This window comes from Motilibacter rhizosphaerae (genome assembly GCF_004216915.1).
Classification (GTDB): Bacteria; Actinomycetota; Actinomycetes; order Motilibacterales; family Motilibacteraceae; genus Motilibacter; species Motilibacter rhizosphaerae.
Window position 1 is genome coordinate 866,885 of the sequence record NZ_SGXD01000002.1, and the last position, 16,973, is coordinate 883,857.

At 78.3% G+C, this 16,973-nt stretch carries 15 protein-coding genes; 5 read left to right on the forward strand and 10 right to left on the reverse strand.

The window, feature by feature from the left end; translation table 11 throughout:
* Positions 1-78 precede the first annotated feature (78 nt).
* Genes EV189_RS09555 through EV189_RS09575 form a run of 5 tightly spaced genes read right to left on the reverse strand, consistent with a single transcriptional unit; the run spans position 79 to position 4,167 of the window.
* Entirely contained in the window at positions 79-1,050 is a 972-nt protein-coding gene (locus tag EV189_RS09555) for a cation diffusion facilitator family transporter (RefSeq protein WP_130492653.1), read from the reverse strand.
* A complete protein-coding gene (locus EV189_RS09560) occupies positions 1,047-2,198 on the reverse strand; it encodes an SIS domain-containing protein (protein WP_231116226.1) in 1,152 nt (383 codons plus the stop codon). Before EV189_RS09560 ends, EV189_RS09555 begins: the two co-directional genes overlap by 4 nt.
* Positions 2,195-2,377, reverse strand: a complete 183-nt coding sequence (locus tag EV189_RS09565; RefSeq protein WP_269204181.1) for a Trm112 family protein — start codon at positions 2,375-2,377, stop codon at positions 2,195-2,197. The genes EV189_RS09560 and EV189_RS09565 overlap by 4 nt, the downstream gene beginning before the upstream one ends.
* Positions 2,374-3,756 carry a phosphomannomutase/phosphoglucomutase gene (locus EV189_RS09570; RefSeq protein WP_130492654.1) on the reverse strand — a complete coding sequence of 461 codons (1,383 nt, stop codon included), beginning with the start codon at positions 3,754-3,756 and terminating at the stop codon, positions 2,374-2,376. Before EV189_RS09570 ends, EV189_RS09565 begins: the two co-directional genes overlap by 4 nt.
* 57 nt (positions 3,757-3,813) lie before the next feature.
* Positions 3,814-4,167, reverse strand: a complete 354-nt coding sequence (locus EV189_RS09575) for a DUF3499 domain-containing protein (protein ID WP_196788546.1) — start codon at positions 4,165-4,167, stop codon at positions 3,814-3,816.
* A 111-nt stretch (positions 4,168-4,278) separates the two neighbouring features.
* Between EV189_RS09575 and EV189_RS09580 the strand changes: the two genes are divergently transcribed.
* The gene (locus EV189_RS09580; RefSeq protein ID WP_130492655.1) at positions 4,279-4,713 is read left to right on the forward strand and encodes a metallopeptidase family protein; all 435 of its coding nucleotides are present in this window, start codon (positions 4,279-4,281) and stop codon (positions 4,711-4,713) included.
* Here EV189_RS09580 and EV189_RS09585 read toward each other — a convergent pair.
* The 4 genes from EV189_RS09585 to EV189_RS09600 are packed head-to-tail and all read right to left on the reverse strand — an operon-like array spanning position 4,689 to position 9,792.
* Positions 4,689-4,850: a hypothetical protein gene (locus EV189_RS09585; protein WP_196788547.1), complete on the reverse strand. Its 162-nt coding sequence runs from the start codon at positions 4,848-4,850 to the stop codon at positions 4,689-4,691. The two genes, EV189_RS09580 and EV189_RS09585, sit on opposite strands and share 25 nt — an antisense overlap.
* Before the next feature lie 42 nt (positions 4,851-4,892).
* Complete coding sequence (locus tag EV189_RS09590) at positions 4,893-6,416, reverse strand: DUF5719 family protein (RefSeq protein WP_130492656.1); 1,524 nt, start codon at positions 6,414-6,416, stop codon at positions 4,893-4,895.
* A gap of 11 nt (positions 6,417-6,427) precedes the next feature.
* Positions 6,428-9,418 carry a glycosyltransferase family 2 protein gene (locus EV189_RS09595; RefSeq protein ID WP_165400219.1) on the reverse strand — a complete coding sequence of 997 codons (2,991 nt, stop codon included), beginning with the start codon at positions 9,416-9,418 and terminating at the stop codon, positions 6,428-6,430.
* 14 nt (positions 9,419-9,432) lie between these two features.
* Positions 9,433-9,792, reverse strand: coding sequence for a WhiB family transcriptional regulator (locus EV189_RS09600; RefSeq protein ID WP_269204182.1), 360 nt, complete (start codon positions 9,790-9,792; stop codon positions 9,433-9,435).
* 314 nt (positions 9,793-10,106) lie between these two features.
* Between EV189_RS09600 and EV189_RS09605 the strand changes: the two genes are divergently transcribed.
* From EV189_RS09605 to EV189_RS09620, 4 genes are all read left to right on the forward strand, one after another.
* On the forward strand, positions 10,107-11,012 hold the full coding sequence (locus EV189_RS09605; protein ID WP_165400220.1) for a GGDEF domain-containing protein: 906 nt from the start codon (positions 10,107-10,109) through the stop codon (positions 11,010-11,012).
* A gap of 57 nt (positions 11,013-11,069) precedes the next feature.
* Entirely contained in the window at positions 11,070-12,041 is a 972-nt protein-coding gene (cofD, locus tag EV189_RS09610; protein WP_130492659.1) for a 2-phospho-L-lactate transferase, read from the forward strand.
* The gene (locus EV189_RS09615; protein WP_130492660.1) at positions 12,038-13,360 is read left to right on the forward strand and encodes a coenzyme F420-0:L-glutamate ligase; all 1,323 of its coding nucleotides are present in this window, start codon (positions 12,038-12,040) and stop codon (positions 13,358-13,360) included. The genes cofD and EV189_RS09615 overlap by 4 nt, the downstream gene beginning before the upstream one ends.
* An 81-nt stretch (positions 13,361-13,441) precedes the next feature.
* Positions 13,442-14,455 (forward strand): LacI family DNA-binding transcriptional regulator, encoded by a 1,014-nt coding sequence (locus tag EV189_RS09620; RefSeq protein ID WP_130492986.1) that lies wholly within the window; start codon positions 13,442-13,444, stop codon positions 14,453-14,455.
* Positions 14,456-14,489: 34 nt separating this feature from the next.
* Here EV189_RS09620 and EV189_RS09625 read toward each other — a convergent pair whose 3' ends face one another.
* Positions 14,490-16,961 carry a putative bifunctional diguanylate cyclase/phosphodiesterase gene (locus EV189_RS09625; protein ID WP_130492661.1) on the reverse strand — a complete coding sequence of 824 codons (2,472 nt, stop codon included), beginning with the start codon at positions 16,959-16,961 and terminating at the stop codon, positions 14,490-14,492.
* Positions 16,962-16,973 lie beyond the last annotated feature (12 nt).

Here is a 16,973-nt window from a genome sequence, read left to right on the forward strand (position 1 = left end):
GTCAGCGCCTGACGGGCACGAGGCGCGTCAGCGCCTGACGGGCACGAGGCGCGCCAGCGCCTGACGGGCACGTACGGCTCAGTGCCCGCCCGCGGGCGGACCGACCGGCGGCAGGTCGGAGCCGCGCGCGGCGGCCTCGTCGCTCCACACGTCGGGCTCGAGGTAGATCACGCGGGCGATGGGGACGGCGGCGCGCACGGCCACCTCGGCCTCGTCGATGGCGGCGGCGACGGCCGCCGCGGTCTCGTCGTGGCGCACCGCGACCTTCGCGGCGACGAGCAGCTCCTCGGGGCCGAGGTGCATCGTGCGCATGTGGATCACGCGCTCGACCCGCGGGCTCTGCTCGAGCGCGGCGCGGATCCGGGCGACGGACTCGGGGGACGCGGCCTCGCCGAGCAGCAGGGACTTGGTCTCGACGGCGAGCACCGTGGCGATGACGACGAGCAGCAGGCCGATCATCCCCGTGCCCGCGGCGTCCCAGCGCCCGTCGTCCGTCACGAGCGTGAGCACGACCCCGAACAGTGCGAGGACGAGACCGGTCAGCGCCCCGGCGTCCTCGAGCAGCACGACGGGCAGCTCGGGCGCCTTCGCGGTGCGGACGAACTGCACCCACGACTGCTCGCCCTTCGGCGCCCGCGACTCCGCGACGGCGGTCCGGAAGGAGAACGACTCGAGCGCGATCGACACGACGAGCACGACGACCGGGACCCACTTCCAGCTCTCGATCGGCTCGGGGTGCTGCCACTTGTGGACGCCCTCGTACAGCGCGAACAGCCCGCCCACGCTGAACAGCACGACGGAGACGATGAAGCCGAAGACGTAGCGCTCGCGGCCGTAGCCGAAGGGGTGCCGCTCGTCGGCCTCGCGCTGCGCGCGGCGCCCGCCGACGAGGAGGAGCAGCTGGTTGCCGGAGTCGGCGACCGAGTGGATCGCCTCCGCCAGCATCGACGACGAGCCGGTGAGCCCGAACGCGACGAACTTGGTGGCGGCGATCCCGAGGTTGGCGCCGAGGGCCGCGACGATCGCGCGGCTGCCGCCTCCGCTGCTCACCGCGCGTCCAGGGCGGTGCGCGCCTTGAGCTCGTCGATCGCCGGGATCGGGGTCGGGTCGACGCCCGTCGCGAGCGCGAGGTACGTGCTGGCGAAGTCCCCGAGGGCGACGAGCGAGGCGAGCTGCTGGACCGGGCTCGCGCCGGTCGCGCGCAGGACGGTCGTGGCGATCCCGCGCTGCTCGGCGACGGCCTGCAGCGCGCCGGCGCGCACCGCGACCCGCGGGTGCTCGTCGTCGGCGCGGAGGAGGACGGGGCGCAGGGAGATCCCGGCCGGGTCGTCGAAGGGGTCGCGGAAGACGTCGTCGACCGCGCCGCCGGCGTACGGGCCGTCGAAGGCGACGACCTGGTTGTGGCCGACCTCCGGCACGTCGCCGAGGACGGCCGGCAGCTTCGCGTTCTCGGCCAGCTGCCCGACCAGCCGGTACGCGGCGGCGGACGCCACGCTCGACGCGCCCCAGACCAGCGGCAGCCGGCCGGCCAGCGCGAGCGCGAGGTCCTTGGCCGGGTTCTCCCCCAGCGGCACCGACGGCGCGAGCGCCGTGGCGGTGGCGTCCAGCGCGTCGGCCGTGGCGAGCAGGTCGGCCTCGGGGACCGTCGCGAGCCCGAGCGCGTCGGCCAGCACCAGCAGCGGGACCGACAGCGCCCACAGGTTGGCCCGGGGCAGCCGCCCACCGGCGTCGACCGGGACGTGGCGGGCGCGGGCCTGCTCGCCGTAGCGGTGCAGCGGCGAGCCGGCGGCGCCGACGGTCACGAGCCGGCAGCCCCGCCGGGCGGCCTCCTCCACGACCAGCAGGGTCTCCTCGGTGCGCCCGCTGCACGAGACGGCCACCACGAGGTCGAGCGGCCCGACCCAGCCGGGGAGCACGACGTCGCGCACGCCCACGACGGGGACGGGGCAGCGCGTGCCGGTGGCGGCCGCGAGCACGGACCCCGCCGTCCCGGACCCGCCCACGCCGGCGACGACGAGGCTGCGCGGGCGGCCCTCCGCCGCGACCGCGGCGAGCCCGGCCTCTGCGCTGGTGCGGAGCGCCGCGCGGACCTGCGCCCCGGCCGAGGCGCAGGCCAGCAGCATCCCGCCGTGGTCCGCCGCGGCGAGCGCGGAGGGGTCGTCGAGCAGCGCGTCGTCGGCGACGAGCGTGCCGGTCACGGCCGGCGCGCCTCGTCGAGGAGCAGGACGGGGATGCCGTCGCGGACGGGGTAGGCGAGCCCGCAGCGCGTGCAGACGAGCTCACCGGCGGCCTCGTCGGCCCGCAGCGGCGCGGTGTCCTGGGGGCAGGCGAGGATCTCGAGGACCCAGGGCGCCACGCCGAGCGGGCCCGCCGTCACGACTGCGCCCGCACGATCGCGAGCACCTCGTCGCGCAGCGCCTCCATCGCGGGGACGTCGGCCGCCTCGGCGTTGAGCCGGAGGAACGGCTCGGTGTTGGAGGGCCGCAGGTTGAACCACCAGTCGGGGTGCGTGACGGTCAGCCCGTCGAGGTGGTCGACGACGACGCCGTCGCGGCTGCCGAAGGCCTCCTCGACCGCCGCGCTGCGCTCCCGCGGGTCGGCCACGCGGCTGTTGATCTCGCCCGACGCGACGTAGCGGGTGTACGCGGAGAGCAGCCCGCTGAGCGGCGTCCCCGCCGGCGCCTCGGCGAGCGCGGCGAGCGTGTGCAGCGCCGCGAGCATGCCGGAGTCGGCCTTCCAGAAGTCCCGGAAGTAGAAGTGGCCGGAGTGCTCGCCGCCGAAGATCGCGCCGTGCTCGGCCATGTCGCCCTTGATGAACGAGTGGCCGACGCGCGAGCGCACGGGGCGCCCGCCGTGCTCGGTGATGATCTCGGGGACGGCGCGCGAGGTGATGAGGTTGTGGATCACGGCCGCGCCCGGCTCGCGGCGCAGCTCGCGCACCGCGACCAGCCCCGTGATGGCCGAGGGCGAGACGATCTCGCCGCGCTCGTCGACGACGAAGCAGCGGTCGGCGTCGCCGTCGAAGGCGAGGCCGATGTCGGCGCCGTGCTCGAGCACGGCCTTCTGCAGGTCGGCGACGTTGGCCGGCTCGAGGGGGTTGGCCTCGTGGTTGGGGAAGTTGCCGTCGAGCTCGAAGTAGAGCGGGACGACCTCGAAGGGCAGCGAGCCGAACACCACCGGCACGGTGTGGCCGGCCATGCCGTTGCCGGCGTCGACGACGACCTTGAGCGGGCGCGCGGCCGCGAGCGGCACGAGCTGGTGCATGTAGGCCGCGTAGTCCTGGAGGAGGTCGCGCTCCTCGATGGTCCCGGGGGTCGCGACGGCGGGCGGGAGGCCCTCGTCGAGGTACTGGCTGGTCAGCTCGGAGACGCGGCGCAGCCCGGTGTCCTGCCCCACGGGCGCGGCGCCCGGGCGGCAGAGCTTGATGCCGTTGTAGGCCGCCGGGTTGTGCGACGCGGTGAACATCGCGCCGGGCCGGTCGAGGGAGCCCGACGCGAAGTAGAGCTGGTCCGTCGACGCGAGACCGATGTCCGTGACCGACACGCCCTGGCTGGCGACCCCTTCGGAGAAGGCCCGCGACAGCGAGGGCGAGGAGGGGCGCATGTCCTTGCCGACCACGATCGCGTCGGCGCCGGTCTCGGCGCACACGACCTGGACGAAGGCCACACCCACGGCGCGGGCCAGGTCTTCGGTCATCTGCTCGCCCACGAGTCCGCGGACGTCGTAGGCCTTGATGATCTGGGAGAGGTCCGCCATGCCGGGCAGCCTATCGAGGCGCGGGGGTGCCGCGGGAGGCCCCTCGCGGCGCGGGTCTCAGCGCTCCGGCGGCGGCAGGACGCGCAGGTGGCCCCTGCGGCCGGGCCCGACGGGGGTGGGGGCGACGCCGTCGGCCGCGGGGCGAGCGGCCTCGCGCACGGCGTCGGCCAGCGCCTCGAGGTCGTCGACGGAGGGCTGCGGGGCCGCGGTCCCGAGCGCCAGCCGCACGACCTCCCAGCCGCGCGGCGCGGTCAGCCGCTCCGCGTGCTCGGCGCACAGGTCGTAGCAGTGCGGCTCGGCGTAGGTCGCGAGCGGGCCCAGGACGGCCGTGGAGTCGGCGTAGACGTAGGTCAGCGTCGCGACGGCAGGCCGCCCGCACGCGGTGCGGGTGCAGCGGCGCATCGGGCTCACGAGGGGCAACGATAGGACCCGCGCGGGGTGTGCGCAGGGACCTGCCGCCGCGCCGCCCGTGTCGCGCTCGCCCTCCGCTGCTCCCGGAGCCGGCCGCGTACGCTGCGGCGCATGCCCCCGCTGCCCCGCCGACGCCGGCGCGACCGGCACGGGCGCGGGCTGCGCGGCCCCCTCAGCCCGCCCGGGACGCCGCTCGCGCGGACCCGCGCGCAGGTCTTCGACGACCTCGTCCTCGACGCAGTGGAGAGCCTGGAGCAGCGCTGGGCCGACCAGCTGCGCGGGCTCGAGGTGGCGGTCGAGGACGTGCCGCCGACCGACGCGCCGAGCCCCGGGCCGGACCCCGTCCCGCTCGGGCGCGCCTTCCCGGCGACGCCCGGGCTGGCGCCGCGCATCGTGATCTACCGCCGGCCGGTCGAGACGCGGGCGGTCGGCCCGGACGACCTCGCCGACCTCGTGCAGGACGTCGTCACCGAGCAAGTGGCCGAGCTGCTCGGCCTGCCGCCCGAGTCCGTCGACCCGGACTACGACCTGCGCGACGACGACTGAGGAGCGCGCGCCAGCGCCACCTCGGCCAGCTCGAGCGCCTCGCGCACGAGACCCGAGACCTGCGCGGTCTCCAGCAGGAAGGCGTCGTGCCCGTACGCCGAGCGCACCACGCGCAGGCCGGTCGACGTCCCACGCACGTGGAGTCAGGTGGACCGGAGCGGACGGAGCTCGTACGGCGGTCAGCCGCGGGCCAGCCCCGGGTCCTCCTGCACGGCGGGCACCCGGACCGACGACGCGACCGCGCGCAGCGGCAGCGCCGCCAGCAGCGGGCCGTCGGCGCCGGCCTCGCGCAGGGTCACCCCGGCGCTGACCGGGCCGGAGCCGGCGAGCACCTGGACGCGCACGGCGTACGGGTAGGTGCCGACCGCGGTCGGCAGCGCGACACGGACGGTCCGGTCGGAGGGCACGTCCACCTCGCTGGCCGCGGGCGCCGGGCGCCCCGGACGCCCGAGGGGGGTGAGGCGCACGCGGGCGGCGGTCGTGGTGGCCGACAGGGTGAGCTCGGCGAAGCGGCCGGTCCCGGTCGGCACCCAGGGGACGACGGCGACCTCGCCGGCGCGCAGCGGGGGGACGGCGGCGGTGTACGCGAGCTCCCCCGGTCGCGTGCTCGCGCCGGGGGCGGCGCCCTGGCGCTCGAGCACGGAGGCGGTGACCGGGACGTCGGAGCTCACGACGAGGGCCGAGGGGGTCGCCGAGACCGCGCTGGTGACGTCGACGTCGGTCACGGTCCCGGCGCGCACGCGCACCGCGGCGAGCGCGTCGGGCGCCACGTCACCGTCGGGCCCGACGACGCGCACGGCGACGACGGCCGAGCGCCTCCCCGGTGCGACGACGCGCAGCGTGCGGGTGCCCGAGCCGGGCAGCACGGCGGGGACCACGAGCCGCTCGGCGGGTGCCTCGGCGGCGGGGACCCAGTCCCAGCCGAGCGGCTGCAGCCCCGACGCCTCGCTCGTGCGCAGCGCCGCGGCGACGCGGCCCTGGCTCGGGACGACGTGCACGGCGTAGCGGTCGGCGGGCACCACCGCGTCGAGCCGGAGGACCCGCTGCCCGCCCGGGGCCAGCGCCACGTCGTGCAGCGCGGGCGCGTCGAGCGGGCCGGAGGGTCCCCAGACCTCGACGTCGACCACCGCGGGGGCGGGGTCCGGGTCGGACAGGTAGAGCGCGGCGGTCCGGCCGGTGCCGCCGCTCCCCCCGACGAACCACGTCGAGGTCGTGGCGGAGGAGCACGCGGCCAGTCCGGTGCCGCGCGAGGACCCGGTCGCGCTGCCCTGCGGCTCCAGCCCGCTGGTCGAGCGCGTCCACTGCCCCGCCGCGAGGTCGGGCGCGAGCAGCCCGGAGGCCCGGGCGACGACCGGGCCGGTGCCGGCGGGGACGAGGGCGTGGAGCAGCTCGCCGCGGCGGCGCTCGAGCAGCGCCGTGCCCCCGCCGGGCAGCGCGTCGCCCTGCAGGCGGCCGCGCCCCTGCAGCCGGTCCAGCGCGAGCTGCCCGCGCACCTCGCCCCCGTCGAGGGCGCCTGCGGAGACCGCGGTGACCTCCGACGTCGTCGCGCCTCCCACCACCGGGTCGGGGCAGGCGAGCACCGCGGCGGCGAGCGGCACGGTGCTGGCAGCGGGCGGAGCCGCCGGCGCGGGGGCTGCCGGCTGCGCGCGGGTCGCCGCGCCCGCCCCCGCGGCGAGCAGGACCGCCGCCAGCACGACGCGCACGGGCCCGCCCCTCACGACGCGCTCCGGCGGCGCGGCCACGGCAGCGGCAGGGCGAGGAGGAGGAGCAGGGCCGCCCCGGCCAGTCGCAGCTCCTGCTCGGGGCGCACGGCCGGCGCGGAGTGCCGCAGGACGAGGCGCCCGCCGGACGCGGGGAGGGCGAAGGCCTGGGCCCAGCGGGCGACCGGGTCGCTGGCCGCGGCGAGCGGGCGCCCGTCCAGCGCGGCGTGCCAGCCGGGGCCGGCCGGCTCCGCGAGCACGAGCAGCCGCCCGGCGCCGCCGGCGGCGAGACGGGCCACGGCCCCGACGGGACGGGCCGGGACGGCGGCGAGGTCCGCGCCGCGGGCGTCGGTCACGCGCAGCCGCGCGGACAGCCCGCCCGTGCGGCCCGACGCGACCTCCCACACCCCGTCCGGCTCCTGGCGCCCTGAGCGCGTGAGGCCCGGCACCCCGTCGAGGGTCCGGCGCAGCGCCTCGTCGACCGGCGCGCGCAGCACGACGTAGCGCACGCCGAGCGCCGCGAGGCCGCGCGCGGCGCCGCCGCCCTGCCCGGACGCGACCGCCTGGACCGCTGCGGCCGCAGCCCGCCGGGCCGCAGCGGGCTCCCGCGAGGGGTCCCCGCCGAGCGGGCTGCCGCCGCCGCGCTCCACCGCCCAGCGCAGCCGCGTCCCCGTGCCCGCGAGCACGAGCACGCGCGGGCGGTCGGGGGTCGCGAGGTCCGCCAGGACGTACGCCGGCAGCGACGGCTCCGCGGCCCGCAGGGGCGAGCGGCTCGTGCCGGCGACGGGCAGCGCCCCGACCCAGAGCAGCGCGACGACCAGCGGGACGGGCAGGGCGAGCGCCGCGACCAGCGCGGTCGCGGGGTGGCGCCAGCCGAAGGCGCGCGCCCGCAGCCGGACGACCGCCGCCTCGGCGCCGGTGGCCGCCGCGAGCAGCACGCCCGCCCCGGCCACCGCCAGCGCCGGGCCGGTCCACGGCCCGCGCCCCGCGGAGTGCGCTCCGGCGGCGGTGAGCGCGGCGGCCCAGCCGGACAGGGCGAGCAGCCAGGCCGTGCGCACGGCGGCGGCGCGCCGCCCCTCGACGAGCAGGGCGGCGAGCGCGCCCAGGACCAGCGGCGCGGCGAGGAGGACCGGCGCCATGCCCGGCCCTCCGGGGTGGAGCAGGAGCAGCTCCCAGGGGGCCGACCGGCCCGTACCCCCGTCGGCGACGGCGAGCGCCGCGCGCGGCTCGTCGAGCGCCGCGCGCAGCAGGGGCAGCTCCAGGGCCAGCGGGAGGACGAGGACGAGCGCGACGCGCAGGGCGGCGGCAGCACCCGCGCGGGTCCGCTGCGCGAGCGCGAGGAGGGCGAGGAGCACCCCCGCGGGCGCGAGGGCCGTCCAGAGCTGCGGCGCGGCCGCGGCGAGCACGCCGAGCAGCAGGGCGGCTCCCCAGGCAGCGTGCCAGCTGCGGCGCCGGCCCGGCTGCGCGGCTGCGCCGGCCAGCCGCAGCAGGACGGGGAGGGCGACGACGACGAGGGCGCTCAGCGACCTCCCGCCGGCGGTCGCGCCGGTCGCCGCGGGCAGCAGGGCGTAGGCCCCCGCCGCCCAGAGCCGCACCGCGCGGCGCTCGAGCACCCCGCGCAGCGCGAGCGACGCGGTCAGCCCGGCGAGCGGCACGCCCAGCGCGACGAGCAGCCCGGCGCCCAGCACGGGCGAGCCCCCGGCGGCGAGGGCGGCCAGGCAGAGCGGGACGAGCGGCTCGGCGGCGGCGGACACCCCGGCCCAGCCGAGGCCGACCGGGTGCCAGCCGTCGACGAGCAGGCCGCGCAGCGCGCCGAGGCTGCCGGGCACGCGCCCCACGGGCCCCCCGGCCAGCGCCCCGCCGAGCAGGTCGCGCAGCGGCCAGAGGGCGACCACCGCGAGGACGGCGACGAGCAGCCCCGTGCCGCGCACCTCGGCGGCCAGCCCGCGCTCCTCGCCGCGCTCGGCCGGCGCGACGGCGGCCGCGGCGGCGTCGCGGACGAGGCGCACGACGCCCGTGCGGCGGGCGAGCAACGGGCGCAGCTCGCGGGAGGGGACGCGCGCCGTCCGGCGCCGCCGCCAGCGCCCGCGCACGACCCGGTCGGGGCGGACGAGGACGGCGGCGACGGCGAGCAGCTCGCGGGCGGCGGAGCCCGGTGCCGCGGCGAGCAGCAGGCCGAGCGCGCGGCCGACGGCCCCCACCACGGCGCGGACCAGCACCTGGGGCAGCGCCAGCGCGCCGCAGTCGAGCAGCAGCGCGAGCAGGGCGGCGCGCCGCTCGGCGACGAGCGGCGCACCGCCCGGGGAGGGGTGGGGGCGCAGGCCGTGCCGGGCGGCCTCGGCGTGCCAGGCGGAGGTGCGGGCGTCGCAGAGCGCGCGCCAGCCGGCCCGGCGGGCGCGCCAGCCGAGGTCGAGGTCGTCGCGGAACAGCGGCAGCAGCGGCTCCAGCCCGCCGAGCCGCTCCCACGCGGAGGCCCGGACGAGCAGGGCGGCGGTGCTCAGCGCCAGCACGTCGCGCACGCCCTCGTGCTGGCCCTGGTCGACCTCCCCCGGCTCGACGCCGGTGCTGCGCCGCCCGCCGAGGGTGGTCGAGGTGCCGAGCTCGAGCAGCCGGCGCCCGTCGGGGCCGCCCACGAGGCGGGGGCCGACGAGGGCGACGCCCGGGTCGGCCTCCCCGGTGCCGAGCAGCCGCCCGAGCGCGTCGGGGGCCGGGGCGCAGTCGTCGTGGAGGAGCCAGTACCAGCCCGACGCGGGCGCCGCGCGCACGCCCTCCGCGACGGCGGCGCCGAAGCCGGTGCGGCGCCCGAGCTCGACGACGTGGGTGACGAGCCCCTCCTGCCGCGCGGCGGCGAGCAGCTCGAGCGTCGCGTCAGTGCTGCCGGCGTCCACCGCCACGACCGCGTCCGGGCGCCGGTCCTGCGCCCGCAGGGCGCGGAGCAGCCGGGGCAGCCAGCGCGCGCCGTCGGAGCAGACGACCACCGCGGTGACGCCCGCCGCTCCCTCCACCCGCTCGGAGGGGCTCAGACCGCGCGCTTGCGCAGCTTGCGCCGCTCGCGCTCGGACAGCCCGCCCCAGATGCCGAAGCGCTCGTCGTTGGCCAGGGCGTACTCCAGGCACTCGGCGCGCACGTCGCAGCCGAGGCACACGCGCTTGGCCTCGCGGGTGCTGCCGCCCTTCTCCGGGAAGAAGGCCTCGGGGTCGGTCTGGGCGCACAGCGCGCGCTCCTGCCACCCCGCCTCGTCGCCGCCGTCGCCCTCGACCACGTCGAGGACGTCCTCGAGGGTGGCCGGCGCGAGCGCCCCGCCCCCGATGAGGGCCACCGGGGCGACCCCGGCCGCAGCGGTGACGCCGTCGTCGCCGTGCATGCGCACCTCCAGCATCTGTGCCTCCTGGACCCTGGTCGTGGCCGACCCGTGCGGACCCTCGTCCGCATCCCCCGGTTGCCGGAACGACATGCCTGGAATTACACGCGCGTCGGTACCGGGAAGTCAAGGTGGCGGGTGCTACGAGCCGCTGACCTGCGGGGCTTCCGGCGCTCCCGCGGCGGTGACGCGCCGTGCCCGCTCGTGCGCGTCCCGGAAACCCCTCAAGATCCTGCCGCCGTGCCGATAGGAGCGGCACGCCTACGGTGGCCTCGTGCCCGGGCGCAGCGGTCCGTGCAGTCCGTGCACCCGGTCGGAGGAGGTGGCGCAGCGTGGCGCAGGTCCCGGTCCACACCGGCTCCCTCGACGCCGCCGCGCTCGAGCACGCCGGGGCGCTCGTCGTCGTGCTCGACGACACCGGCCGGGTCCTCCGCATGAACGCCACCGCGCGCGCCGCGCAGGGCTGGACCGAGGGCGACGTGCTCGGGCGCTACGCCTGGGAGGTCTACGCCAGCGAGGACGACCGCGCCGAGGCCGAGCGCAGCATCCGCGCCGCGCTCGAGGCCGCCAGCGGCGGCATGCGCGAGTCCGCGTTCCTCACGGTCGAGGGCGACCGCCAGCGCGTCTCCTGGATCGACAGCGTGCTGCGCTCCCCTGAGGGCGAGCCGCGGTTCCTCGTCTGCGTCGGCATCGACGTCACCGAGCAGCGCCAGCGCGAGGCGCAGCTGCGCCAGCTCGCCGAGACCGACGCCCTCACCGGCCTGCTCAACCGCGTCTCCTTCGACGCCGCCCTGAGCGACGCGCTCGACGCGGGGACCGGTCTGGGCGCCGGCCTGCTCTTCTGCGACCTCGACGGCTTCAAGGCCATCAACGACACCCACGGCCACGCGGCCGGCGACGCGCTGCTGGCCGAGGTCGCCCGCCGCCTGCGCACGCTCGTGCGCGCCTCCGACGTCGTGGCCCGGCTCGGCGGCGACGAGTTCGTCGTGCTCTGCCTGGGCGCCGGCCGTCCCGAGGTCAAGGCGCTCGCGACCCGCGTCGAGGCCGCCGTCCGCCGCCCGTTCGCCGTGTCCGGCCTGCTCCTGAGGGTCGGCGTCAGCGTCGGTGCGACGGTCGGCACGCCCGGCGAGACGCCCGAGGAGGTGCTCGGCACCGCCGACAAGCAGATGTACGCCGTCAAGGCCGCCCGCCGCGCGCGCGGCGAGTCGGGCGTCCGCCACGGGTCGCTCTCCGCCTGAGCCCATTCGCCCGAGCCCTCCCCGCCCGGGCTGCGGCCCGTCGGCGAGGATGGCGGCATGCACCTCGTCGTCCCGGCCGGCGGGACGGGCGGCGCCCGCTTCGTGCGCGGCCTGCTCTCCGCCCTCGAGGCCCTCCCCGGCCCCCACCGCGTCACCGTCGTCGCCAACACCGGCGACGACGTCACCATGTGGGGGCTGCGCGTGTGCCCCGACCTCGACACGCTGACCTACACCCTCGGCGGGGCCGTCTCCGAGGAGCAGGGGTGGGGCCGGCAGGGCGAGACCTACGTCGTGCGCGACGAGCTCGCGGCGTACGGCGTGCTGCCGACCTGGTTCGCGCTGGGCGACCACGACCTCGGGACGCACCTCACCCGGACGAGCATGCTGGCCGGCGGCGCCACGCTCAGCGAGGCGACCGCGCTGGTCGCCGGCCGCTGGGGCCTCCCCGCGCGCGGCGTCGAGCTGCTGCCCATGACCGACGAGCCGGTCGAGACCCACGTGCGGGTGCGCGACGCCGACGGCGAGCGCCTCGTGCACTTCCAGGAGTACTGGGTCGGCCTGCGCGCGGCTCCCGAGGTCGTCGAGGTCGTGGCCGTGGGTGCCGAGGCGTCCCGGCCGGCGCCCGGGGTCCTCGAGGCCGTCGCCTCCGCCGACGCCGTCCTCCTGCCGCCGAGCAACCCGGTCGTCTCGATCGGCACCGTGCTGCAGGTCCCCGGGGTCCGCGCGGCGCTGGAGGCCACGGCCGCTCCCGTGGTCGGCATCAGCCCGCTCGTCGGCGGCGCCGTGGTGCGGGGCATGGCCGACAAGCTGCTGCCCTCGCTCGGGGTCGCGGTCGACGCCGGGTCGGTGGCCAGGCACTACGGCCCCGCGCTCCTCGACGGCTGGCTCGTCGACACGGTCGACGCCGACCTCGTGCCCGGGGTCGTGGAGGCGGGGATCCCCTGCCGCGCCGTCCCCCTCCTCATGACCGACGTCCCGGCGACGGCCGCGATCGCCCGTGAGGCGCTCGAGCTGGCCGGGGTGCTGTGAGCGCAGGTCCGCCGGTGCTGCAGGTCCTCCCGGTCCCCGGCCTTCCCGAGGTCGCCGCGGGCGACGACCTGGTCGCGCTCCTCGCGGCCACCGCCCCCCTGCAGGACGGCGACGTCCTCGTCGTCGCGAGCAAGGTCGTGGCGAAGGCCGAGGGGCAGGCCCGCCCCGGGATGGACCGGGCGGCGGCGATCGAGGCGGAGACCGTGCGCGTGGTCGCGGCGCGCGGCGACACCCGCATCGTCGAGACCCGCCACGGGCTCGTCATCGCCGCGGCGGGCGTCGACGCGAGCAACGTCGGCCCCGGGGGCGGCGTGCTGCTGCTGCCCGAGGACCCCGACGCGTCCGCCCGTCAGCTGCGTACGGGCCTGCTGGCCGCGCTCGGCCTGACCCGGCTGGGGGTCGTCGTCAGCGACACGGCCGGCCGCGCCTGGCGCGAGGGGCAGACCGACATCGCCGTGGGCGCGGCCGGGGTGGCGGTGCTCCAGGACCTGCGCGGCGGCACGGACGCCGACGGCCGCCCCCTCGAGGTGACCGTCCCGGCGGTCGGCGACGAGCTCGCGGCGGCGGCGGACCTCGTGAAGGGCAAGGCCGCGGGCGTCCCCGCGGCCGTCGTCCGCGGGGCCGACGCGCTGCTCCTCGACGAGGACGGACCGGGGGCGCGCGCGCTGGTCCGACCCGCGGCCGGCGACATGTTCCGGCTGGGGACCCGCGAGGCGCTCGCCGAGGGCGCGCGGGCGGCGGTGCCGGCGCGGCGTACGGTCCGCTCCTTCGCGCCCGGCGCCCCGGACCCCGCGGCCGTGCGCCGCGCCCTGGCCTCCGCGGCCACGGCCCCCGCTCCGCACCACACGGTCCCCTGGCGCTTCGTCGTCCTCGAGACGGCCGAGGCGCGGACCCGACTGCTCGACGCGATGGAGGCGGCGTGGGCGGCCGACCTGCGGGCGGACGGCTTCGACGAGGCGGCGGTCGGGCGCCGGCTGCGGCGCGGCGGCGTGCTGCGCGGCGCCCCGCTCCTCGTCGTGCCCTGCCTCGTGACCGAGGGCGCCCACGCGTACCCCGACGAGCGGCGCTCCCGCGCCGAGCGCGAGATGTTCCTGCTCTCGGCCGGTGCCGCCGTGCAGGGGCTGCTGGTGGCGCTGGCCGCCGAGGGGCTCGGGTCGGCGTGGGTGTCCTCGACGCTGTTCTGCCCGGAGGTCGCCCGCGAGGCCCTCGGGGTGAGCGATCATTGGGACCCGATGGGCGCCGTCGCCGTGGGCACCCCCGCAGGGGAGCCGGCGGCGCGGGGCCCGCGCGACATGGACGGGCTCGTGCTCGTCCGCTAGGGATGGACGGGCTCGTGCTCGTCCGCTAGGGATGGACGGGCTCGTGCTCGTCCGCTAGGGACCGCAGGAGACGACGGCATGATGCCCGCGCAGCAGCAGCGCCCCACGCTGGAGGAGGTGGCGGCGTCCGCGGGGGTGTCCCGCGCCACGGTGTCCCGCGTCGTCAACAACTCCCCCACGGTGGCACCGCACCTGCGCGAGCGGGTCGAGCAGGCGATCCGGGAGCTGGGCTACCGGCCTAACCTCGCGGCCCGCAGCCTCGTGACCCGGCGCACCGGCGCCGTGGGTGTCGTCGTCGCCGAGTCGGCGGAGTTCGTCTTCGCGGACCCGTTCTTCGGGCCCATCGTGCGTGCGGCGTCGCGCGAGCTCGCCCGCACCGGCCGGCAGATGGTCCTCCTCCTCGCCCAGGACGAGCAGGACCACGAGCGGATCGCGCAGTACCTCGAGGGCGGCCACGTCGACGGCGCCCTGCTGTTCTCGCTGCACCGCAACGACCCGCTGCCCGAGGTGGCGGCCCGGCTGGGGCTGCCCGTCGTGCTGCAGGGCCGCCCCTGGGACGCCGGCCCGCTGCGCCACTGGGTCGACAACGACAACCGCGGCGGGGGCCGCACCGCGACGCGCTACCTGCTGGAGCAGGGGCGCAGCCGCATCGCGACCATCACCGGCCCGCTCGACATGCCGGCCGCGGTCGACCGGCTCTCCGGCTACCGCGAGGCCCTCGGGAACCAGTTCGACGACCGGCTCGTGGTCGCCGGCGACTTCCGCCAGGAGAGCGGCGAGGCGGGGATGCGCGAGCTGCTCGAGCGCGCCCCCGACATCGACGGCGTGTTCGCGGCGAGCGACCTCATGGCGGTCGGCGCCCTGCGCGCGCTGCGCCGCAGCGGCCGCAAGGTGCCGGAGGACGTCGCCGTGGTCGGCTTCGACGACCACGCCGCGCTCGACGAGTGGACCGACCCGCCGCTGACGAGCGTGCACCAGGACATCGACGGTGCGGTCGTGCAGATGGTCAGCCTGCTCGGGCTGATGCTCGACGGCGAGGAGGCCCCGCAGCACGTCGTGCTGCCCACGCGGCTCGTCGTGCGCGCCTCGGCCTAGCGCCGTACGCGGCAGGCAGCCCGTCCGCGCGCGCTCAGCGCCGGGGGCGGGGCACCTGCAGCCGCGGCTCGCTGCGCAGCCACGGCCCGAGCGCGACGGGGTCCAGCGCCGTCGACCACAGGTGGCCCTGCGCGCGGGTGATGCCCCCGGCCAGCAGCGCGTCGAGCTCCTGCTGCTGCTCGACGCCCTCGGCGACCACCTCCAGCCCCATCTCGCGGGCGAGGGCGAGGGTGCCGCTGAGCAGCCGGGCGCCGCGCGGCGTGGCGACCCCGCGGACGAGCTGGCGCGGGATCTTCAGCAGCGAGACCGGCAGGTCGACGAGGCGGTCGAGGGCGGCGTACCCCGTCCCGAAGTCGTCGAGCGCCCAGGTCACGCCGAGCTCGCCGACGGCCCGCATGAGCTCGGCGGCCTCCTCCGGCCGGGAGAGCGCCAGCCCCTCGGTCACCTCGAGCACCAGCCGGTCGGGGGCCAGGCCCGACTCGTGCAGGGCGAGCGCCACGAGGTGCGGGAGCCCCGCGTCCATCTGGGCGGGGCTGATGTTGACGTGGAGCCGGTGGTCCCGGCCGTCCTGCGCCTGCAGGCGCACGACCTCGCGGCAGGCGGCGCGCAGGACCTGCTCGCCGATCTGCCGGATGAGCCCGCTGTCCTCGGCGGCACCGAGGAAGGCGGCCGGCAGCAAGAGGCCCTGCTGCGGGTGCTGCCAGCGGACGAGGGCCTCCAGGCCGAACGACGCGCCCGTCTCCAGGTCGACCAGCGGCTGGTAGTGGCAGACGAACTCGCCGTCGGCCACCGCCGCCGGCAGCACCGAGGACAGCAGCGCCGGGCCCTCGCCCGCCATGCGGAGCCCGGGCCGCCACGACTGGTGGCCCGCCTTGCCGTTGCGCTTCACCTGGTAGAGCGCGACGTCCGCGCGGCGCACGAGCTCGTCCAGGTCGAGCGGCTCGCCGTCGCGGGCGGCGGTGCCGATGCTCGCGCGCGGCGCCACCCGCGTCGCTCCCAGCTGGACCGGGGCGGCGAGGGCCTCGACGAGCCGCGCGGCGACCTCGGCGCTGCGCGCGGCGGAGCAGTCCGGGAGCACGACGGCGAACTCGTCCCCGCCCAGCCGGGCGGGGGTGTCCTCGGCCCGGACCACCTCGCGGAGCCGGTCGGCGACGGCCCGGAGCAGCTCGTCGCCGGCGGCGTGGCCGAGCTGGTCGTTGACGGCCTTGAAGTCGTCGAGGTCGACGAGCACGACGGCGGCCGGTCCGGGGCCCGCGAGCGCCTCCTCGAGCGCGGTGGTGAAGCGCGTGCGGTTGGCGAGGCCGGTCAGCCCGTCGTGGGTGGCCTCGTGCGCCATGCGCTGCTGCAGGGCGGTGATCTGCGCCAGCGCCTGCTCCAGCCGGCCCGTCTCGAGCGCGCCCCCGACCTGGTTGGCGAGCGCCTCGACGAGCGTGCGGTCGCTCTCCGCGTAGCGCGGCTGCGGACCGAGCCGGGGGCCCACGAGCAGGTGCCCGAGCAGCCGGTCCTCGTCCCGGATCGCGGCGACCAGCGCGCTCGCGCCCGGCACCAGCAGCGCCTCCACCTCGGCCGCGCTCGCGCCCCTGAAGCGCGGCCGAGCCTCCGCGTCCGTCGCCACGTCGAGGCGCAGCCAGGTGCCCTCCCCCGCGCTGCCTCCCGTCGCCGCGGGCGCGACGAGCAGGGTCGCGCGCTCGGCGTGGACGCGCTCCTGGAGGGCCGCGAGGACCGTGGACCAGCCGCCGCTGGTGTCGCCGTCGTCACCGCCGCGCTGCAGCGTCTGCGTCGCCGCCAGGAGCAGCGCGAGGTGCTCGCGCCGCTGCCGCGCGTGCACGTAGGCCCGGTACGACGCGAGCGCCGCCGCGACGGCCGGGGCGGCACAGAGCAGCGCGAGCGGACCCTCGGAGGCGAGCAGGAGCAGCGAGAGCCCGAGCCCGGCGTTGGCGGCCGCGCCGGCGTACCCGATGACGAGGACGTCGAGGTTCTCCCGCAGCGGGGGCACCCGGTCGACGAGCCCGATCGCCGCGGTGATGAGGACGAAGCCGACGCTGGACGCGACGAGCAGGCCGGCGAGCACGGCGAGCGCGGTGGCGGCGTCGAGCAGGCGCGGCGCGGGTGCCAGGGCGTGCACGACCGGCACCGCGCAGGCGACGGAGAGGGCGTACTGCGCGACGTTGAAGGCGAGCTTCACCAGCGTCTGGCGCCGCCAGAGCAGGGCGAGCAGGACGCCGACGGCCTCGGCGGTGACGAGCTCGCGGCCGCCGGCGGCGAGCAGGCCCACGGCGAGGGCGAGCTCGCCGGCGCCGAAGGTGTGGGCCTCGCGGCGGATCTCCACGTGGACGACGATGACCTCGGCCAGCGCGAGCGCCACGACCAGCGCCGGCCACGGCAGGTGCGGGACGCCCGCCGCGGCGGGGACGTCCAGCAGCGGGGAGACGAGCAGCGCGCCGAGGGCGCCGAGCATGGCGACGACGAGGGCCGGGACGGCGAGGCGGGTCCGCACGCCGCTCACGAGCACCTCCCC